This window comes from Taklimakanibacter lacteus (assembly GCA_003576695.1).
Lineage (GTDB): Bacteria > Pseudomonadota > Alphaproteobacteria > Rhizobiales > Aestuariivirgaceae > Taklimakanibacter > Taklimakanibacter lacteus.
The window spans coordinates 60,574-80,922 of the sequence record QOZQ01000003.1 but is presented as its reverse complement, the minus strand read 5'-3'; the positions used below and the strand labels follow the sequence as shown (position 1 = coordinate 80,922).

20 protein-coding genes are annotated in these 20,349 nt (G+C 62.9%); 12 read left to right on the top strand and 8 right to left on the bottom strand.

Going from position 1 to position 20,349, the window contains the following annotated elements; genetic code table 11:
- Positions 1-180 precede the first annotated feature (180 nt).
- The gene (locus tag DT068_RS06025; RefSeq protein ID WP_162914023.1) at positions 181-1,518 is read left to right on the top strand and encodes a porin family protein; all 1,338 of its coding nucleotides are present in this window, start codon (positions 181-183) and stop codon (positions 1,516-1,518) included.
- A gap of 109 nt (positions 1,519-1,627) precedes the next feature.
- Here the strand turns inward: DT068_RS06025 and DT068_RS06020 are convergent, their stop codons facing one another.
- Entirely contained in the window at positions 1,628-2,065 is a 438-nt protein-coding gene (locus DT068_RS06020; protein WP_119388907.1) for a hypothetical protein, read from the bottom strand.
- Positions 2,065-2,694 carry a L,D-transpeptidase gene (locus DT068_RS06015; RefSeq protein ID WP_368904472.1) on the bottom strand — a complete coding sequence of 210 codons (630 nt, stop codon included), beginning with the start codon at positions 2,692-2,694 and terminating at the stop codon, positions 2,065-2,067. The genes DT068_RS06020 and DT068_RS06015 overlap by 1 nt, the downstream gene beginning before the upstream one ends.
- Positions 2,695-3,126: 432 nt before the next feature.
- Between DT068_RS06015 and DT068_RS06010 the strand changes: the two genes are divergently transcribed.
- Complete coding sequence (locus DT068_RS06010) at positions 3,127-4,557, top strand: undecaprenyl-phosphate glucose phosphotransferase (RefSeq protein ID WP_119388905.1); 1,431 nt, start codon at positions 3,127-3,129, stop codon at positions 4,555-4,557.
- 115 nt (positions 4,558-4,672) lie between these two features.
- A complete protein-coding gene (locus DT068_RS06005) occupies positions 4,673-4,978 on the top strand; it encodes a hypothetical protein (protein WP_119388904.1) in 306 nt (101 codons plus the stop codon).
- A gap of 132 nt (positions 4,979-5,110) precedes the next feature.
- Here DT068_RS06005 and ypfJ read toward each other — a convergent pair whose 3' ends face one another.
- The 3 genes from ypfJ to DT068_RS05990 are packed head-to-tail and all read right to left on the bottom strand — an operon-like array spanning position 5,111 to position 8,613.
- Positions 5,111-6,109, bottom strand: coding sequence for a KPN_02809 family neutral zinc metallopeptidase (gene ypfJ, locus DT068_RS06000; RefSeq protein ID WP_119388903.1), 999 nt, complete (start codon positions 6,107-6,109; stop codon positions 5,111-5,113).
- A gap of 33 nt (positions 6,110-6,142) precedes the next feature.
- The gene (locus tag DT068_RS05995; RefSeq protein WP_119388902.1) at positions 6,143-7,114 is read right to left on the bottom strand and encodes a 2-dehydropantoate 2-reductase; all 972 of its coding nucleotides are present in this window, start codon (positions 7,112-7,114) and stop codon (positions 6,143-6,145) included.
- Positions 7,111-8,613, bottom strand: coding sequence for an acyl--CoA ligase (locus tag DT068_RS05990; protein ID WP_119388901.1), 1,503 nt, complete (start codon positions 8,611-8,613; stop codon positions 7,111-7,113). Before DT068_RS05990 ends, DT068_RS05995 begins: the two co-directional genes overlap by 4 nt.
- A gap of 149 nt (positions 8,614-8,762) precedes the next feature.
- Between DT068_RS05990 and DT068_RS05985 the strand changes: the two genes are divergently transcribed.
- The 4 genes from DT068_RS05985 (at position 8,763) to DT068_RS05970 (ending at position 13,072) form a co-directional block, all read left to right on the top strand.
- On the top strand, positions 8,763-10,421 hold the full coding sequence (locus tag DT068_RS05985) for an NAD+ synthase (RefSeq protein WP_119388900.1): 1,659 nt from the start codon (positions 8,763-8,765) through the stop codon (positions 10,419-10,421).
- 1 nt (position 10,422) lies between these two features.
- Positions 10,423-11,751, top strand: a complete 1,329-nt coding sequence (gene gltX, locus DT068_RS05980; protein ID WP_119388899.1) for a glutamate--tRNA ligase — start codon at positions 10,423-10,425, stop codon at positions 11,749-11,751.
- A 127-nt stretch (positions 11,752-11,878) separates the two neighbouring features.
- On the top strand, positions 11,879-12,319 hold the full coding sequence (locus DT068_RS05975; RefSeq protein WP_119388898.1) for a type II toxin-antitoxin system HicB family antitoxin: 441 nt from the start codon (positions 11,879-11,881) through the stop codon (positions 12,317-12,319).
- Positions 12,320-12,442: 123 nt separating this feature from the next.
- On the top strand, positions 12,443-13,072 hold the full coding sequence (locus DT068_RS05970) for a glutathione S-transferase family protein (RefSeq protein ID WP_162914022.1): 630 nt from the start codon (positions 12,443-12,445) through the stop codon (positions 13,070-13,072).
- Here DT068_RS05970 and DT068_RS05965 read toward each other — a convergent pair whose 3' ends face one another.
- From DT068_RS05965 to DT068_RS05955, 3 genes are read right to left on the bottom strand one after another with little or no spacing between them, the layout of a single operon-like run.
- Positions 13,073-13,705 (bottom strand): glutathione S-transferase family protein, encoded by a 633-nt coding sequence (locus tag DT068_RS05965; RefSeq protein ID WP_119388896.1) that lies wholly within the window; start codon positions 13,703-13,705, stop codon positions 13,073-13,075. It abuts the gene before it with no gap.
- Entirely contained in the window at positions 13,705-14,472 is a 768-nt protein-coding gene (locus DT068_RS05960; protein WP_119388895.1) for a phosphate/phosphite/phosphonate ABC transporter substrate-binding protein, read from the bottom strand. Before DT068_RS05960 ends, DT068_RS05965 begins: the two co-directional genes overlap by 1 nt.
- On the bottom strand, positions 14,469-15,314 hold the full coding sequence (locus DT068_RS05955; RefSeq protein ID WP_119388894.1) for a helix-turn-helix domain-containing protein: 846 nt from the start codon (positions 15,312-15,314) through the stop codon (positions 14,469-14,471). Before DT068_RS05955 ends, DT068_RS05960 begins: the two co-directional genes overlap by 4 nt.
- A gap of 99 nt (positions 15,315-15,413) precedes the next feature.
- Between DT068_RS05955 and DT068_RS05950 the strand changes: the two genes are divergently transcribed.
- From DT068_RS05950 to DT068_RS05930, 5 genes are all read left to right on the top strand, one after another.
- Positions 15,414-16,331 (top strand): fatty acid desaturase, encoded by a 918-nt coding sequence (locus DT068_RS05950; protein ID WP_119388893.1) that lies wholly within the window; start codon positions 15,414-15,416, stop codon positions 16,329-16,331.
- A gap of 36 nt (positions 16,332-16,367) precedes the next feature.
- On the top strand, positions 16,368-17,717 hold the full coding sequence (locus DT068_RS05945; protein ID WP_119388892.1) for an NAD(P)/FAD-dependent oxidoreductase: 1,350 nt from the start codon (positions 16,368-16,370) through the stop codon (positions 17,715-17,717).
- A 276-nt stretch (positions 17,718-17,993) separates the two neighbouring features.
- On the top strand, positions 17,994-18,293 hold the full coding sequence (locus DT068_RS05940; RefSeq protein ID WP_119388891.1) for an HU family DNA-binding protein: 300 nt from the start codon (positions 17,994-17,996) through the stop codon (positions 18,291-18,293).
- Between the two features lie 148 nt (positions 18,294-18,441).
- Positions 18,442-19,374: an ABC transporter permease gene (locus DT068_RS05935; RefSeq protein ID WP_119388890.1), complete on the top strand. Its 933-nt coding sequence runs from the start codon at positions 18,442-18,444 to the stop codon at positions 19,372-19,374.
- 12 nt (positions 19,375-19,386) lie between these two features.
- A complete protein-coding gene (locus tag DT068_RS05930) occupies positions 19,387-20,340 on the top strand; it encodes an ABC transporter permease (RefSeq protein ID WP_119388889.1) in 954 nt (317 codons plus the stop codon).
- Positions 20,341-20,349 lie beyond the last annotated feature (9 nt).

The window sequence follows — 20,349 nt, the reverse complement described above, 5'->3', positions numbered from 1 at the left end:
GTGACAAACCGGCAACACTTGCCAGGATTCCATCACGGGGTCATCAAGGTTACTTGACCCCACAGTCAGGCGGAATGCATGTTCAGCCATGCATCGATTCAAGTCGTGCAGCCTTCCGAGGCCAGTTTCGCAGGGGATCGGGGGCGCTGCTCCGAAATGTGGGGAGAACCAATAGTGAAGATGACGAAGTGGATCCTTCTGGCCGGCGCGGCGATGGCTGTGACGGCTACGGCTGCCCGCGCTGACGATCTGTCGGCCCTCAAGGCCCAGATCGAGGCGCTGCAGAGCCGCGTGTCGCAGCTCGAGGCCCAGCCGCAGGCATCGATGCCGTCGGGCTACAGCCTCCTGTCGATCCGCGACGGCCAGGGCACCTATGAGGGCGTCCTTGCCGAGCGCAATGCCGACAAGGTGCGTGAGACTTCGGGCTTCACGCTTTCGGTCGTTCCGACGGCTGACGCTGCTCCGGCGGCGGAAGTGTCGGTGTCGGGTGAAATCCGCACGGCTTTGATCTATAGCGACTTCGACGCCACCGAACGGGGTGACAATGTCGACGTCGCGGTCCGCGGCCGTATCTTCATCAAGGGCAAGGTTGACACCGCGGTCGGCGAAGTGGGCGGCTATTTCCGTCTGCAGGCGTCGGGCGGCGGCAATTTCTCGGATTATTCCGAGAGCGCCTCGATGAACAAGGCCTATGGCTGGTGGAGGTTCGCCCCGTCATGGGAGCTGATGGCCGGTTACAATGACAACACCGGCGCTCTGCAGGTGGGTTGGGACTGGCTCGCGGCGACCGGCCCGGTTGCTTCCTTCGGCCCGTCGAACATCAATAACGAGCAGTTCCGCCTGACCTATGGCTCAGGCCCGCTGTCCTTCGCGATCTCGGTTGAGGATACCGATTCGTTCGGTGGCTCCGCCGGTATCGACGTCGACAAGGACGGCGATATCGCGGACGGCGCAGATATTCTGCCGGTTGCGGCTTCCGCCGATACGTCCGACATTCCGAATCTTCAGGCCTATCTGATGTATTCGTCGGACAGCTTCACGGCTCAGCTCGTCGGCCTTGTGCAGGACGACGACTTCGGCGACACGGACTGGGCGGTCGGCGGTGGCGGCACGATCGGCATCAGCGACGGCTTCCAGATCACGGCGGGCGCCGTGGTCGGTGAAGGCACCTCGTCCTATGCCAACAATGTCGGGCCCCTGACGGTTGACGACGAGTTCTGGGCCGCCTCGGTCGGCATCATCGCCAACCTCTCGGAAGACACCCGTCTGGAGCTCGGTGCCGGCTATGAGGACTATGATCTCGGCGGCGAAGCCCTCGGCTTCGGCGGCGGCGTCTACTGGGATCCGGTCAGCCAGGTCACGGTCGGTGTGGGCGCGACCTATGTCGAGCGCGACGATGTCGGCAGCTTTACCGCGACCGACACGAATGCGGATGACGTGGCTGATACGATCGTCTTCTCCGAAGAGGACAATGACAGCCTCCAGGTGTTCTTCGGCACCTGGCTTCGCTTCCCGTAAGCATCGGACCGAGAATGCGCCGCGGTTTTCGGATAAGCCGATGCGCAAACAAAAGCACAGAGCGCCGAGGCGGTTCCAATTGAACGCTCGGCGCTCCGGGTGTTTTGCCTCACATCGCCTGGAACACGGCCGAACCGGCTGAATAGGAGCCTTGCGCCGTCTGCTTGAAGGGCGTGCATTCGGTGCGCGTGCCGCGGGGCAGGAAGCTTGTCGGGTTGAAGGCCTCGCATAGCGAGCCGTCGCTCGCCTGCCAGATGCCGGTGCCGTCTCCCTTGCCGTCCTCCTGGTAGGAGAATGTTCCGTCGCTGTGGAAGGTGGTCGTGCCGGTGCGGCTGCCGGCGCGCGTATAGCGGAAGCTGTTGCCCGACAGGATGCGCATGATATCGCCGGCTTTCAGGGGGCCGGTCGGAACGGTGGGGCCGGGATCGGTGGTGACGCCCGGATCATCGACATCCGGCGTGCCGGAGCTGCTGCAGGCGCCCAGCATCAGAGCGGCAAGCGCCATCCCGGCATAGGCCGGGGCGCCCAGGAAACCTCGTCTGCGCATCACAATCCCTCCGCCATGACGATGACCCGCGTGCCGACCGGGGCGCGGCGATAGAGCTCGATGACATCCTGGTTCAGCATGCGGATGCAGCCCGACGATGCATTCTTGCCGATCGACATCGGCTCGGTGGTGCCGTGGATGCGGTAGAGCGTGTCGCCGCCATTCTGGAAAAGATAAAGCGCGCGCGCCCCCAGCGGGTTGTCCGGGCCGCCCGGCATGCCGTTCTTCCATTTCGCCTTTTCCGGGCTGCGGTCGATCATGTCCTTGGGCGGCGTCCAGCGCGGCCACATGACCTTGCGGCCCACATCGGCCAGGCCGGCCCAGCGGAAGCCGTCGCGGCCCACTGCGCAGCCGAAACGCAGGGCCTGCTGGCCCTCCAGGATCACAAAGAGCTGGCGGGACCCGGTGTTAACGATGATGGTGCCCGGCCAATGACGACTCGGGTAGTGCACGACTGCCCGGCGGAACTCCTTGGGCAGCTTCTTCTCGTCGAAATGCGGTATCTGGAAAGGATCATCTGGATCCTGGTCGGCCAGGGCCGGCATGGTCATGAGGCCCGGAGCGAGCGATGCGCAGCTCGCCAAAGCCCCCGTGACAAAGTAACGACGCGTCAAATTTGGTCCAGGCACGGCCTTCCTCCTCAACCACCTTCGTCCAATCCCTGCATGCGCGCGTGGCAAGACTGCGGCACCTGCGATTCCTGCAACACCACGCCGTCCGTGTCGAGCAAGTCCTGCCCAAAACGGTCAACCGCTAAAATCGCATGCAATGCCTTAACAACTCATCAAGGATAACAGCTGATTAACCTGAATGAGACGACATGAAATGATACATTGCCCACTAGAGATGGGACGGCGTCCGACCCCGATTTGCTCTCCGTCTCCTGACAGCACTCAACCCCTTTCATGCCCCGCACCAGCTGCGGGGCTTTCTTTTGGCAGGACCAGACGCCGATTAAAGGGACTTGAACCATAGAAACCAATGTCCAGCCATGCCGGGGTCGGTTTTTACCTTCGCTTACAAATCATCATGTTAGGCCCGCTTGAGAGGGAGACGCGGGAATGATCGAGCGGCCAGGCGAGACACGCAGGTCCTATATCGATGTCGAGGTGCTGCAGCGCCTGCTCAAGGGCCTGGACTTCATCGTTCTGGCCCTGGGCGGTCTTGCCATCACATTCGGCCTGGCACCGAGAACGCCCGGCAATGATGCGCTCATCGGCTTCTTCACGCTCGAGCTCACCTTCCTGTGCATGCTCGCCATGCGCAGTCTCGGTCTTTATGACATCGCCGCGCTGCGCCACGGCTTGCGCTCCATCCTCCTGTCGCTCGCGACATGCGGCGCCGGCGGTGTGCTCAATTACCTGCTGGCGCGCCTCGGTCTCATCGACCTGCCGCTCGCATGGCTCACCGCCTGGATCGGACTTTCAGCCGTTCATCTCATCACAACGCGCGGTGCCGTCGCTCTGTGGGCGAAGCCGCTCGAGCGCGAGGGACGCTTCCGCAAGCGCATCGCCATCGTCGGTGGCGGCAAGGCGGCGGAAGACGCCATCCATGCGCTTGAATCCTCTCCCGGCCTCGATATCGACATCGTCGGTCTGTTCGACGACCGGTTCGACGACAGAAGCCCACAATCGATCCGGGTGCATCGCAAGCTCGGCAAGATCGGCGAGCTGGCCCAGTTCGCGCGCCAGAACAGGATCGATCTCATCATCGTCGCCATACCGCTGTCCGCCGAAGCCCGGCTCCTGCAGATCCTGAAACGGCTGTGGGAGCTGCCCATCGACATCCGAATCAGTGGCCAGGCGTCGCGGCTCAAATTGAGCCCGCGCGCCTATACGCACCTCGGAAACCTGCCTCTGCTTTCGGTCTTCGACCGCCCGCTGACCGGCTGGTCCTCCTTTCTCAAATCGGCCCTGGACCGCAGCCTGGCGGCGCTCCTGATCGTGCTTCTGGCGCCGGTGCTCGCCGTGACCGCGCTTGCGGTGCGCCTCGACAGCAAGGGCCCGATCCTGTTCAAGCAGCGTCGCTACGGCTTCAACAACGAGCTCATCGAGATCTACAAATTCCGCTCGATGTATGTCGATCTGAGCGACGCCGACGCGGCCCGCCTGGTCAGCAAGGGAGACCCGCGCGTGACCTCGGTGGGGCGCATTATCCGCAAGACCTCACTTGACGAATTACCTCAACTTTTCAATGTCTTATCTGGACAACTTTCGCTTGTCGGACCGCGCCCGCACGCCACCCAGGCCAAGGCGCAGGAAGCTCTCTATGAGCAGGTCGTCGATGGCTATTTCGCCCGCCATCGGGTGAAGCCCGGCATCACCGGCTGGGCGCAGATCAATGGCTGGCGCGGCGAGACCGACACCAGGGAAAAGATCGAGCAGCGCGTCCTGCATGATCTCGATTACATCGATCACTGGTCGCTCGGCTTCGATCTCTACATCCTGCTCAAGACCCCGCTGGCGCTGCTCAAGACCCAGAACGCCTATTGACCAATCCTGCGGTCATGCACAGGCCGATATTCGCCCTTTACCCCCGGCAGGAGAGGTATAGACTCCCATGAGCTGCGAAAAGGCAGCTCTGGGCAACCATTAGAGGGGTTTAAGCATGGATATCGTCAGTGTGATCATTCAGCTGGTCCTTGGCGCGGTGGGCGGCAATGCCGGCGGCGCCGTGGTCAAGAATTCCAGCCTGGGCACGACGGGCAACTCGATCGTTGGTGCCATTGGCGGCGTCATCCTCGGCCAGATCATCTCTCAGCTTACAGGCGCTCCTCCCCCGGATCCGGCCGCAACAGCAGCCGCGACCAATGGCATGGGCGACATCATCACAAACGTGATCGGCGGTGCGGGCGGTGGCGCCATCCTCCAGATCATCGCCGGCCTCATCAAGAACTCGATGAACAAGGCCTGATCGGTTCCACATCAGAAACGCAAACGGGCGCTGATCGGCGCCCGTTTTGTTTCAAGGATGCAGGAACCCTAGACTCGATGTTTTTGCGCATCGGATTATCCGAAAACCGCTGCGCACTTTTCGGTCCGATGCTTACAGCTGGTCGGTTCCGAACGTATCGCAGGAATTCATGTCGGCGGTTTCCATGCCGCGCTTGAACCAGCGCACACGCTGCTCGGAGGAGCCGTGGGTGAAGGATTCCGGCACCACATAACCTTGCGAGCGGCGCTGCAGACGGTCATCGCCGATGGCGGCGGCGGCATTGAGACCTTCCTCGACATCGCCCTGCTCGAGAATATTTTTCGAGTCGTCGGCAGACCTCGCCCATACGCCGGCCAGGCAGTCGGCCTGCAGCTCCATGCGCACCGAAAGCAGATTGCCCTCCTCCTTTGAGACCTGCATGCGGGCCTGGGTCACCTTGGCGGCGATGCCGAGCTGGTTCTGGATATGGTGGCCGACCTCATGCGCGATCACATAGGCCTGGGCGAAATCGCCCGGCGCGCCGAGCTTGTTCTTCATGTCCTGATAGAAGGAAAGGTCGATATAGACCTTGTTGTCGCCCGGGCAATAGAACGGCCCCATCGCCGATTGCGCCATGCCGCAGGCCGACTGCACGAAACCGCTGAACAGGACGAGAGTGGGCTTTTGATACTGACGGCCCATGGCCTGAAATTTCTGGGTCCAGACGCGCTCGGTCGAGCCCAGCACGCGCGCCACGAAGTCCTTGCCGGCATCGCCGGTGACATCGGTCGTCTGCTGCTGGCCGGTCTGCTGACCAGGCTGGGTCTGGTTGTTCTGGGTGGTGGACTGCCCTCCGGGGGAGGGCAGTTGGGTTTCGCTCTGCTGCTGGCCCGGGGGCTGCAGCCCGCCGCCGCCGGTGATGACCTGTATGAGGTCCACGCCGAAGACAAATTTGGCGATCAGATAGACGGCCACCAGGAGAATGATCGTCTGCAGGCTGAAGCCACGCCCGCCGCCGCCCATCGGGATCTGGAAGCCGCCACCCCTCCCGCCGCGCGGAAAGCCGAAGCCTCCGCCCTGGCCGCGGCGATCCTCGATATTGTCGCTGGGCCGTTCATTGTCGAGTTTCATGTCGTCAGTGCCTCCCTGTCGATACCCTGAATCCTACGCCACGCGGGCGCTGAACCTCGTCAGATCATATACCAGTTTCAGCGCCGGAGTCGCGATGCCTGTCATTTGCGCCAATTCGATGACGGCGCCGAGCAGCGCGTCCAGCTCGGTCGGCCGTCCGGCCTCGACATCCTGCAGCATGGAGGTGCGGTGCGCCCCCACCTTGGCGGCCATGTCCATGCGCTCCTCGACCCCCACCGAGAAGGTCACACCCAAGGCCTCACCGACGGCCTGCGCCTCCACCATCATGGCGCGCAGCACGTTGCGCGTGCCCTGGTCCCGGGCCAGCGCCTCGAGCGTGCCCCGCGTCAGGACGCTCACTGGGTTGAAGCTCAGATTGCCCCATAATTTGAGCCATATTTCATTGCGCAGGCCGAGCCTGACGGGGCTCTTGATGCCGGCATTGATGAGAAGCCGGCTCAAGGTCCTGGCCCGCTCGCTGATCTCGCCGGAGGGCTCGCCGAGCGGCATGCGCTCACCATAACCATGGACGATATGACCGGGGCTCTCGATCTCGGCCGCCTGCCAGATCACGCAGCCCAGCGCCCGCTCCGGGCCGATCTTCTTCCACAGGACACCGCCCGGATCGACGCTTTCGAGCTGCCGGCCGTCGAAGCGCCCGCCATGCTTGTAGAAATACCACCAGGGCACGCCGTTCTGGCCGAACAACAAGGTCGTCTGCGGTCCGATCAAGGGCTGCAGCGCATCGACGATACCCGGCAGCGCATGGCTCTTGAGGGTCAGGAGGATGAAATCCTGCGGCCCCAATTCAGCTGGATCGGCTGTCACCCTGGGATTGACCGTCCAGGTCTCGCCCGCCTGGGTGAGAGTCAGGCCCTTGGCCTTCATGGCATCGAGATGGGCGCCGCGCGCCACCAGCGATATATCCGCTTCGCCCGCCTTGGCGAGCCTGGCACCGACATAGCCGCCAATGGCGCCGGCGCCGAAGATGCAGACCCTGGTCATGCGAGACCCAGCTTCTGGGCCAGGCCGATGCGCTGCATCTTGCCGGTGGCGCCCTTTGGAATCTCGGACACGATGATGATCTTGCGCGGCACCTTGAAATCGGCGAGGCGCCTGGCGGCGAAATCGCGCAAGGCGCGCTCGTCGGCGCTCATGCCCTCTTTCAGCACGATGGCGGCGGCGACATCCTCGCCGAGCTTGTCATGCGGCATGGCGAAGGTCACCGCCTGATGCACCGCCGGATGATCCATCAGCACCTCGTCCACTTCGACGGGGGCGATCTTCTCGCCGCCGCGATTGATGATCTCCTTCAGGCGGCCGGTGATCTTGAGGAAGCCGTCCTCGTCCATGAAACCCTGATCACCGGTATGGAACCAGCCATGCGCGAAAGCCGTCGCGTTGGCGGCGGGGTTGTTCTCATAGCCCTCGGTGACATTGGGCCCGCGCGTCACCACCTCGCCCTCCTCATCGGCGCCGAGCAGGCGGCCATCGGGCGCCATCACCGCCACTTCGGGACCGGCGGCGGCGCCGACGAAGCCCGGCTTGCGCTTGCCCGGGGGCAGCTGGTTCGACGTCATCTGATGGGCATTCTCGGTCATCGAATAGGCTTCGATCACCGGGCAGGAGAAGGCCTTTTCGAGATCGGCGAGCACCGGCGCCGGCAGCGACGCCGAGCTCGAGCGGATGAAGCGCAAGGGATGCCGGTCGATCACCGCGCGGTTGCGCTCGGCGCGCACCAGGATCGCCTGGTGCATGGTGGGCACCGCCGAATACCAGCTGGGGGCGGCCTCATCCATCCAGGCAAAGAACTTGAGCGCGTTGAAGCCCGGCGTGCAGCAGATGCTGCCGCCGGCGGCGAGGCTCGCCAGGATCGCCGCCACCAGCCCATGGATATGGAACAGCGGCATGATGTTGAGGCAGCGGTCGGCCGCCGTCAAATTCAGTGTACGGACGATATTTCCGGCCGAGGCCGTGAGGTTGGCGTGGCTCAAGGGCACGATCTTGGGACGCGACGTGGTGCCTGACGTGTGAAGAACCAGCGCTACGTCCTGTGGACCGGCGAGACCGGGAACTGCCGGCTTGCCGGCGCCGGCCGAAGCGAGCGTGAACTCTCCCGCCAATTGGCCGGGGCTGATCGCGATGACGGGAAGGCCAAGCCTTTTGGCCGCCGCCACGGCCGGTGACGTGCTGCCCGTCTCGACCACCAGCGCCCTGGCCTTGAGATCATCCATGTAGAAGGCGAACTCATCCTCGCGATAGGCAGGGTTGAGCGGCGCCGTCGTCACGGCGCAGGCCATGGCGACAAAGGCCGCCGCCATTTCAGGACCATTGGGAAGCACGATGGCGACCTTGTCGCCTCGCCCCAGCCCCATGGCGTTGAGCGCGGCCACGGTGCGGTCGATGAGGCTCTTCAGATCGCCATAGGAAAGGGGTGAACGCTCCGGCGCGCTGAAAGCGGGCGAAGCGGCATTTGCGCGGGTCACGAGATGATAAACTGTCATAGCGGGTTCTTGCTGAGTTTTGTCCTGTCCGTCAACCTCCGGAAGCGCCGGACCAGGCTTCAAGTATCTCGAAAGCCTGTCAAATCCGGCATGGCTGAAACGACGCAAGATCAATTGAAGGAATAGCCCGGCTGCGCTAATAGCGGGCCATGACCGACCGTCTCGTCATTGCCCTGGCCCAGCTTAATCCGACCGTCGGCGCTGTCACCGGCAATCTCGCCAAGGCCCGCGAGGCCTATGCCAGGGCCAAGGCGGCGCAAGCCGATCTCATCCTCTATCCTGAGCTTTTTATCTCCGGCTATCCGCCCGAGGATCTGGTGCTGCGGCCCTCCTTCGTCGCCGCCTGCAAGCTGGCGGTCGAGGATCTGGCCAGGGACACGGCCGACGGCCCCGCCATCCTGATCGGGCTGCCCTGGCGCGAAGGCACATCGCTGCACAATGCGGTGGCGCTCCTCAACAACGGCAAGATCGAGACGCTGCGCTTCAAATATGATCTCCCCAATTACGGCGTCTTCGACGAGAAGCGCGTCTTCAATGCCGGCCCCGCGCCCGGCCCCATCAGCTTCAAGGGGGTGAGGATCGGCGTGCCGATCTGCGAGGACATCTGGACGGAAGAGACCTGCGAGACGCTGGCCGAGACCGGCGCCGAATTGCTGCTGGTGCCCAATGGCTCGCCCTTCGAGCAGAACAAGGACGATACCAGGCTCAATCTGGTGGTGGCGCGCGTCACCGAGACCGGCCTGCCGCTCGCTTATCTCAACCAGATCGGCGGCCAGGACGAGCTCGTCTTCGACGGCGCCTCCTTCGTCATCAATGCCGATCACAGCCTGGCGCTGCAGATGCCGATGTTCGAGGAAGCCGTCGCCATCACGACCTGGATGCGCGGCGACACAGGCTGGCGCATGGAAATGGGAGAGATTGCGCGCCTGCCCGAGAAGGAAGAAGAGACGTGGCTCGCCTGCGTCCTCGGCCTCAAGGATTATGTCGAGAAATGCCGCTTCCCCGGCGTGGTGCTGGGACTTTCGGGCGGCATCGATTCGGCCGTGGTCGCCGCCATGGCGGTCGACGCGCTGGGGCCGGAGCGCGTCCATTGCGTGATGCTGCCCTATGCCTATACGAGCAAGGACAGCCTCGTCGATGCGGAAGCCTGCGCCAGGGCGCTCTCCGTGCGCTATGACGTGGTGCCGATCAAGGAGCCGGTCGAAGGCTTCCTCTCGGCCCTCAAGCCGATGTTCAACGGCCATAACCGCGACATCACCGAAGAGAATATCCAGTCGCGCAGCCGCGGCGTGATCCTGATGGCGATCTCCAACAAATTCGGCTCGATGGTGCTGACCACCGGCAACAAGTCGGAAATGTCGGTCGGCTATGCGACGCTCTATGGCGACATGAATGGCGGCTTCAATCCGATCAAGGACGTCTACAAGACGGAAGTCTACCGCCTGGCAAGCTGGCGCAATGCGAACCGTCCCAAGGGACTTCGCGGGCCTGAGCGCGATCTCATCCCCGAGCGCATCATCTCGAAGGCGCCGACCGCCGAGTTGCGCGAGAACCAGACCGACCAGGATACGCTGCCGCCCTATGACGCGCTCGACGACATCCTCTCCTGCCTGGTCGAGAACGAGATGCCGGTCGCCGAGATCGTCAGGCGCGGCCATGCGGAAGCGCTGGTGAAGCGCGTGCAGCACATGCTCTATATCGCCGAATACAAGCGGCGCCAGGCAGCGCCGGGCGTCAAGATCACCAGGCGCAATTTCGGCCGCGACCGACGCTATCCGATCGTCAACGGCTTCCGGGACAACCGCTGACATGGCGCCAGTCCTGCGTTTCGCGCCCTCGCCCACGGGCCGCATCCATATCGGCAATGGCCGCACCGCCATCCTCAACTGGCTCTACGCCCGGAAGAACGGCGGCAAATTCGTGCTGCGCTATGACGACACCGATGTCGAGCGCTCGAAGGTGGAGTTCGCCGAAGGCATCGCGGTCGATCTCGACTGGCTCGGCATCACGCCCGACCGCGTCGAATATCAGTCGAAACGTTTCGCTGCCTATGACGCGGCCGCCGAGCGGCTCAAGGCCACGGGACGGCTCTATCCTTGCTATGAGACGGCGGACGAGCTCGAAAGGCGGCGCAAGCGCCAACTCGCCCGCCACCAGCCGCCGGTCTATGACCGCGCCGCGCTCAAGCTCAGCGACGCAGAGCGCAAGGCGCTCGAGGCGGAGGGCCGCAAGCCGCATTGGCGCTTCAAGCTCGAGCACCGCATCGTCGAATGGACCGACCTCATCCGCGGGCCCCAGCATATCGACACGACCAATCTTTCCGATCCCGTATTGGTGCGCGAGGACGGCACCTATCTCTACACCTTGCCGTCGGTCGTCGATGACATCGATTTCGGCATCACCCATGTGATCCGCGGCGAGGACCATGTCGTCAACACGGCGGTGCAGATCGAGATCTTCGAAGCCCTTGCGGGAACGGTGCCGAGCTTCGCCCATCACAGCCTCCTGACCGGCGCCGACGGCCAGGGCCTGTCGAAGCGCCTGGGCTCACTGGCGATCGCCGCCCTGCGCGATGAAGGGCTCGAGGCAATGGCGGTGGTGAGCCATGCCGCCCTGCTCGGCACGTCGGATTCCATCCATCCCTGCATCGACTATCGCGAGCTCATCGACGGCTGCGATCTCGGCAAGCTGTCGCGCGCGCCGGCCCGTTTCGACGACAATGAGCTGCGCGGGCTCAATGCCAGGCTTCTCCATATGCTGCCCTATGAGGCCGTCAAAACCAGGCTCACCCGGGGTGATGAGGCCTTCTGGCTGGCGGTGCGCGGCAACCTCACCCTTTTTGCCGATGTCGGCGCGTGGTGGACCATCGTCGCGGGAGACATCACCCCGGTGATCGCCGGCGAAGACCGCGATTTCATCGCCACCGCTGCGCAACTGCTGCCGCCTTCGCCCTGGAGCAGCGAGACCTGGAAGACCTGGACGGAAGCCGTGAAGGCGAAGACCGGCCGCAAGGGCAAGGCCCTGTTCATGCCTCTGCGGCTGGCCCTGACCGGCCTCGATCACGGGCCCGAGCTGGCGCTTCTCCTGCCGCTCATCGGGCATGACAGGGCCGCGGCACGGCTCACCGCAAACCCATAGTCAACGTTTTTGTTGACTTCTGTTTATGCTCTCCATATTTCACGCCATGGGCACGCTTATCAAAGCGTGCTGACTGTGTGCCCATCCGTGCGCACGGACCTCGTTCACAAGATCACCTCGGATTGAAATGATTTCGTATCGTGTTCAGCTCAGGCCCGACGACAATGGCACGTTCCTCGTGACATCGCCGGACTTTCCCGAGCTCACGACTTTCGGCGAGACTCGGGAAGAGGCTTTGCGCTATGCGCTCGGTGCTTTCGAGGAAGCCATCGAAGCGCGTATTTCTGACCGCCGGGAAATTCCGGTCCCCTCCAAGACCAAGCCGCGCGATATCCGTGTGACCTTGCCCGTGCAGGCATCGGTCAAGGTCCTGCTCTATCAGTCCATGTGGAAAGACGGCATCCGCAAGTCGGATCTGGCGCGGCGCATGTCCATTCACAAGCAGGAAGTCGACCGCATCCTCGACCTCAATCATGCGACCAATCTCACCAAGATCGAGCACGCTTTCGAGGTCCTCGGCAAGAAGCTCCTGGTCGATGTCCAGGACGCAGATGACAAGGCTGCCTGACGGGCGCCGGTCCTGACGGGTCCAGACCCGCCGCAAGGGCAGGCTCAGGAGTTAACCTTCGCCAAGCATTGATTGCCGCCGCAAAAGCCTTAAAAGATGCGGGGTTCGAGATTGGGGCCTTCAATGATCCTCGTCGGCCAGTTCGACTCTCCTTACGTGCGCCGGGTGGCGGTCACGCTTCACCACTATCATCTGCGCTTCGAGCGCAACCGGCTGTCGGTCTTCCATCCCGCCATGGTCGAGATCAATCCCCTGATGCGCATCCCCTCGCTCATCATCGACGGCGACGAGACGCTCTATGACAGCGGCGCCATCATCGACTATCTGGACGAGCTGGTGGGGCCGCAGAAGGCCCTGATCCCGCGCAGCGGCGACGAGCGCCGCCGCGTGCTGCAGATCGTGTCGATGGCGACAGGCGCCATCGACAAGACTCTGGCCGTGGTCTATGAGCGCCACTTCCACACGGCCCAGGGCATCGCGCATGAATGGACGGTCCGCTGCATGGCGCAGCTTTCCGGCGCCCTCGTCTATCTCGACGCGCATGCGCAGGAGCCCTGGTATTTCGGCAGGAAGCTCACCCAGGCCGACGTCACGCTCGGCTGCCTCATTGGCTATCTGAAGCTGCGCTTGCCGGAAGCCTTTCCCCTGGGCCGCTATCCCCGTCTCGAACGCCTGAGCGAGCGCTGCGAAGCGCTCGACGCCTTCATCAGGGCCAAGCCCTCGCCCGACGAGCTGATGCCGGCCAAAACGTGATCAAGCCGGTAAGGGAATCTCGGCCTTTGCATCGGGCACCTTGTAGCCCTTGATCACCGCCGGGCGCGCCGCCATCGTACGGTACCAGCGCGCGACATTGGGGAAATTGCCGAGATCGATCTTCTGCCATTCGAAGCGGGCGATCCAGGGGAAGGTCGCGATGTCGACGATCGAATAATCGCCACACATGAAGTCCTGGTCCTTCAGCAGCCGGTCCAGCACGCCATAAAGGCGCTTCGCCTCGGCTTCGAACCAGGCATCGGCGAAGGGCGCCTTGCCCTCATTGTAATGCAGGAAATAGTGCGCGCGGCCGAGAAACGGGCCGATGGCCGACATCTGCCACATCAGCCATTCATGGATGCGGATGCGCGCCTTGGCCTCGCTCGGATAAAGCTTGCCGGTCTTGTCGCCGAGATACATCAGGATGGCGCCCGACTCGAAGATGCTCTGGCCGTCGTCGCGGTCAATGATGGCGGGGATCTTGTTGTTGGGCGAGATCTTGAGGAAGTCGGCACCGAACTGCTCACCCTTGCCGATATTGATCGGATGCGCCTCGTAAGCGAGACCCATCTCCTCGAGCGCTATGGAGACCTTGCGCCCATTGGGCGTGCTCCAGGTGTAGAGATCGATCATCAGAGCTCCAGTCCGCCGCCTTGTTGCATTTTCTCTTCGAGCCGCAGAATAAGGTCATAGGCTTCCGGGGCAAGGACCGAATGATGGCTGAGGAACAAAGCTTCGCGGATGTCGGCGAGCGCCGGATCGGCGAAAGCCTTCTCCAGCGCCAAGCGCAAGGGCTGCACATCGCCGCTGAGTGCCGACACATAGGGAAGTCCCGGCACCATGGGCGAGCGGGCGATCTCGACGAGGCCGTCCAGGTAATCCGGCCGGTAGCGCCGCGCCAGCGCGACGCAGACCGAATCGATCGTGCAGACATCCGCCGCACCATCGCGCACCGCGATCATCGAATTGACATGCCCGCCGGACCTCAGCACGTCCGCAAAGAAACGACCGCCCTCGGCATGGGGCGCGAAGACCAGCTTCAGCGCCAGCATGCCCGACATGGAATCGGGATTGTTCACCGCCGCACGGCTGCCCTTGAAATCGGCAAGCGGACGTTTCTCGCGCGCCAGGACGAAGCTGCAGTAAGCGGGCCCGTCGCATCCCGGCACGGCATAATGCGGGGTCGCCACATAAGCGAGCCTGCCCCTGAATTCATGCGTGAAGGGATAGCCGCAGGTCTGGCTGAAAAGGAGATCGCCGCGCCGCCAGCCGGAGAAATGATCAGGCGTGCGATCGAGCACCTTGTCTGCCTGTCCCATATGCCGCATTACCCCTTGCGCCCAGGCGTCGGTCGCTTCGCGCACTTCCGGCCAGTCATACATGGGAAGCGAAATGGTCATCGGACGTCCCTGATCAGAGAGCGAATGAACCCTGCCGTCTCATTGGGCTGGATGCGGGCATTGCGGATGAGATTGTCGAAATGGCGCGACAGCTCGCGGATATGCTCGGTCGAGGTGAAGACGAAATACATGTCGCCGACATAGAGCGCCGCGCGCATCGGCCCGAAGACCGTATAGGGCACGGAAAAGCGCTCGCGATTGTCGAACAGGAACCAACGATAGGCGGGATAGAGGTCCTCCACCAGCTTCGCCGCCTGGTCGAGCTGGGCCAGGCGCTCGGCCGCGGCGAGGCCGCGCCAGATGCCCTCGCCCCGGGCAAAGCCTTCGAGCCCCTGCAAGGGCGAGCAGACCTCGATCTCGTGCTCGGTGCGCTTGGCATGGATGATGCGGGCCCTGGCGATGCCGGCCCAGGCCTTGGCGGCCGTCTCGTCGAGGCGTCCCGTCTCATGGGCGATCACAGCCTCCGTCTTCACCTGGTCGGGCAAGGTCGCCGGCACATAGCGCACCTTGAAGCCGCGTGCTTCCTCATGCCAGCTCAACAGCCGCTCATCGGCCGGGCTGCCGGCATCGGGCTCGATCGCCATTTGCGAGACGATGTCGGCCGCCACCTGGTCCTGCTGGGACAGGCCCAGAAGCCAGTCGATCGAGACCGTATGGCGGGCAGCGATCCGGGCGATCGTCTCGGTTCGCGGCAATCTTACGTTTACGTCAGACAGAAGCTGTGAGAGCGTTGACCGGTCCAGCCCGGCACGGGCCGCAAATTGCGCCCGCGACAGGCCGGAGCGCTCGATCAGGGCCAGAAGCCGCTGGCGGAAGATGTCCGATGTATCTCGCTTCTGCATGTTTACAATTGTCACCAAAGGGCGCGCATGCGTAGCACGATAAACAGATTATGCGCATAATCGCATGGCGGGTAAAGCCCGATGCGCATATAAAGCGACATGGCCCTGCCCCGCGAAATCGAGACCGCCAGGCCGCTGCGCATCGAGTGGCCGACCGTCGCCCTTATCGCCTCCACATACGGGGCGCTCGCTCTCCTGATGTGGTTCTTCCATGCATTGCCCTGGTGGGTGGTCGTCCCCATCGCGGCCTATCTCGTGGCGCTGCATGGCTCGCTCCAGCATGAGGCGCTGCATGGCCACCCGACCCGCAACCGCCTCGTCAACGAGCTCGCGGTCGCGATCAATCCGAGCCTCTGGTTCCCCTATCGGCGCTACCGCAAGCTGCATCTCACCCACCACAATGACGAGCATCTGACCGATCCGCATCTCGATCCCGAATCCTATTACCTGCTGCCCGAGCACTGGGCCTCATTGCCCACGCCGCTGAAGCAGCTCTACACGATCAACAACACGCTCTCAGGCCGCATGATCCTGGGGCCCATCATCGCCTCGATCCGCTTCTGGTCATCGGAAGCGCTGGCGATCGTCAAGGGCGATCGCGAGATCGCGCAGGCATGGCTGCTGCACATCACCGCCTGCGCGGTCACGCTCATCTATGCCCTGTGGATCTGCGGCATCCCCTTCTGGCAATATGTATTGCTCTTCGCCTATCCCGGCATCGGCCTCATGCTGGTGCGCTCCTTCTGCGAGCACCAGGCGGCGGAGAACGAGGGCGAGCGCACCATCATCGTCGAGGCATCGCCGTTCTGGTCGCTGCTGTTCCTCAACAACAACCTGCATGTCGCCCACCACACGCGGCCGCGGCTCGCCTGGTACGAGCTTCCCGCCTACTACCGGGCCGAGCGCGATGCGCTCATCGCCAAGAACAACGGCTATCGCATGAACGGCTATGGCGAGATCTTCCGGCGCTACTTCTTCAGGCCGAAGGAGCCGGTTGCCCATCCCTTCATCAAGTAACCAGACAATATCATCAGTCTACGGAGAAAATCGCCCATGACCACCGCACATCTACCGAAATCGGCCGCCTATGTCGTCGTCGGCATGGGCATGCATGGCATGTCGACGGCCTGGCATCTCGCCATGGAGCTCGAGCGCTCCGGCAAGGGCAAGGGCTCGGATGTCATCCTCATCGACAAGAACGGGCCGGGCGCCGGCGCCACCGGCATCGCCTGCGGTTGCGTGCGCAATCTCTATATGACGTCGCCCATCCACAACATCCTGCGCCATTCGGTCGATGTGTGGGAATCGGACCCGGTCAATTTCGGCTTCCAGCAAGTGGGCTATGTCTCGGTCGGCGAAGGCAACCAGCAGGCCGACTACGAGAAGATGCACAAGAGCCAGAACGCCGCCGGCTACAAGTCGGACATGTATGTCGGCAAGGAGGCCAAGAGCTTCCTCAAGAAGATCTGGCCGGACTTCAATGTCGAGCGTGCCGATGTCGTGCTGCATGAGATCCCGTCGGGCTATGCCGGCACCCACACGGCGGTGCGCGCGCTCAAGGAGAAATGCGATCAGTGGGGCGTGCGCTCCTTCACCGGCATCTCGGTCGAAGGCTATGACATGCAGAACGGCCGCATCACCGGCGTCATCACGTCTGAGGGCACCATCAAGGCGGACGCGGTCGTCATCTGCGCCGGCGCCTGGATCACCAGGCACTGGGACTGGCTGGGCCTCCCCGACAAGCTCGACATGCGCTATCCCGATGGCGGCGTCGTCAAGGATGCCGACATGTGGACCTACTGGCGCCTGCTCGAAGGTGAGGTGCTGCTCAAGGACGGCCACAAGTATCGCACCGGCGACGACAAGGATCCCCCCGTCCTCCATGTCGAGCTCATGAACACGCCGGTCATCACCGAGGACGGGCACAAATTCCCCGACCAGCACTTCTATATGTATGTGCGCTACGCGGCCGAGCGCGCCGGGGCGCCCGGCGTCCAGGGCGGCACCATCCCGATCAAGATGGGCCCCAAGGCGGTGCTCGATCCTTACGGCCACGCCAACGACCTCTATCAGGCCGATCCGTGGTTCAAGGACTATTACATGGCGACGCTCGCCTACCTCTTCGACCAGTTCAAGAACTATGGCAGCCAGTTCAAGCAGCGGCGCAACGGCGGCATTGGCGCCTTCACGCCGGATTCGGTGCCGATCTTCGACTGGGTCGCAGACAATGGCTATATGATCGCCGACTCCAACCACGGCTACAAGATGATCGGCGTCGGCAAGCTCGTCGCGCGCCATCTGGTGTCGGGCGAGCCGGTGCCGGAACTGGCGCCCTTCGCCTTCACCCGCTTCGCGCAGGGCAAGACCTTCGGCGACCGCAATTCCAATTGTCCCTGGGTGTAACAGGGCGTCCGCCTGACACATTAAAGTGTGCCGGGAGGGTGGTAGAATCGCCACCCTGCTGTTTTTTTGCCCGAATTCCCTGCTTTTCAGCGTTCGGGGTCCAGAAGCGCAAACCGGCGGGTAACCGGATTGTTGAGGAGGAAGGAGCGGTTGAGGCCCGCCAAATGGGCGTTTTCTCGCATGTGCAGCGTAAAAACCCTTGAAAATAAGGGTTTTCACGAATCAAACCATGCGCTAGGGCTCGCTTACCGAATTCAGCAAGCAAGGAGCAAATATATGGCTGATGATAAGGTGAAGGTGGTGACGATTCCTCTGTCGAAAGTGGCAGCGGAGCTCGCCGAGAAGAACGAAATGTCGAAGAAGGCCTCGACGGAATTCCTCGGCGCTTTCGTCGATCTCGTCGTCAAGCACCTCAAGAAGGGCAACAAGGTGCGCGTGACCGGCCTCGGCATCCTGCAGGTCCGCAAGCGCCCGGCGCGCATGGGACGCAATCCCGCCACCGGCGAAGCCATCAAGATCAAGGCGTCGAAGAAGGTTGCCTTCCGCGCCGCCAAGGAACTCAAGGAAGCGATCTGACGCTTCTGCAAGCTCTGACGTCAAGACGGCCTCGCTGATTGCGGGGCCGTTTCGCTTTTGGCGTGTCGAGCGTCGCTAATGCTTGCTTCGCTTATTTGAATGATTCTATGATCCCCTCCCAACAAGAACAAAAATCGAGGGTGAGGGGATGCTGTTGCTGGCCGGCCGACGCCTCGCGTCGATGATCCTGATGATGATCGTGATCTCGATGCTGTTGTTCCTGGCTTTCGAAGGCGACAAGCTGGCGCTCGCGGCGCGGGTGCTCGGCCAGTATTCGCCGATGGAGGGCCGTCTCCAATGGCTCGAGGATAATGGCTATAATCGCCCGCTCGTTGTCCGCTATCTGAGCTGGCTGTTCGGATTCTTCACCGGCGACTGGAAGATCTCGGCACAGGTCAATCGTCCGGTGCTGGAATTCCTGGCACCTCGCCTCGGCAATACCGCGATCCTCGGACTGTGCGTCTTCGTGATCACGGCGGTCATCTCACTGATCCTCGGCGTGCTCTCCGGCATCAATGAGGGCGGCCTGCGCGACCGCGTCATCTCGGTGATCTCGGTCATCACCACATCCTTTCCGGAATTTGCCTCCGGCACGTTCCTCGTCGCCATTTTCGTCTTCTGGCTCGATTGGCTGCCGGGCTCATCTTCCTTCACCAATGGCTTCAGCTGGCGCGAGCTCGTACTGCCGGTCGCCGTCCTCGTGATCTTCAATTTCGGCTACTATACCCGCATGACGCGCGCCTCCATGGCCGAGGTCATGACCTCGCAATATGTGCGAACCGCGGTGCTCAAGGGACTTCCGCCGCAGCGCGTGGTGGTAAGGCATGCATTGCGCAACGCGCTGATCGCCCCCTTCACGGTCATGATCCTGCAGCTCAACTACCTCCTGTCCGGCATCGTGGTGACCGAAGTGTTCTTCGCCTATGACGGCTTCGCCAAGGCCATGTATGACGCGGCGCTTTTCGGCGATACCTATGTCGTCTCGGCCTGCGCCATGGTCGCCGTCTTCGTGGCGGTGCTGTCGCAGTTCATCTCCGATATCGGCTACACCTATCTCAATCCGCGCATCCGTTTCGCATAAGGAACCGAGCTCATGACCGTAACGTCTGCGCCAGCGACCGAGATGCCGAAGCGGCCGCCATTCATTGTTCGCATGCTCAGGTCGATCGCTCTCCTGCGCGAATCCTATGTCGGCATGTTCGGCGCGTTCCTGGTGCTGTTCTGGATCATCATGGCGCTTGGCGCCGACCTCATGCCGCTGCGCGATCCCCTGGCGCAGTCGGCCCCCGATCTTCTCAAGCCGGCCCTGTCGCTGGCGCCCGACGGCTCAACCTATTGGCTCGGCACCGATGACAAAGGCCGGGACCTCCTTTCGCGCCTCATCTACGGCTCGCGGCTCGTGCTGTTCTGGTCGATCCTCGCGACCTTCGTCGCCTATGCGGTCGGCATGCTGCTCGGCGTCATGGCCGGCTATCGCGGCGGCTGGTGGGACGAGGTCATCTCCTTTCTCGGCAATGTATTGCTGTCCTTCCCGCCGATGGTGCTGTTCCTTGTCATTCTCACCAATTTCGGCCCGAATTCGCGTTTGGGCCATGTTATCGCCAGCCTTGGCGTCGACAGCACCGTGGTCTCGGGCGTCATCATCATCGTCGCGATTACTTTCGGCACGGCGCCGCAAGTGGCGCGCATCGTGCGCGGCCTGGTCCTCGATCTCAAGACGCGCGACTATATCGCCGCCGCCGAAGTCAGGGGCGAGTCGCCCTTCTACATCATGCTGGTCGAATTGCTGCCCAACGCCCGCGGGCCCCTCATCGTCGATGCGTGTCTCCGGCTTGGCTATGTCATCATCGCCATCGCGGTGCTCGGCTTCCTGAGCCTCGGCCTGCCGCCGCCCGATCCCGACTGGGGCAAGATGATCGCCGAGGTGCGCGGCTTCGGCGCCATGGCCAGCAATGCGATGATCTGGCCGGCCCTGGCGATCTCATCGCTGGTGCTCGGCCTCAATCTCCTCGCCGATGCGCTTCGCGAAATCTCACTGCATGACTGAGGGAGCAAC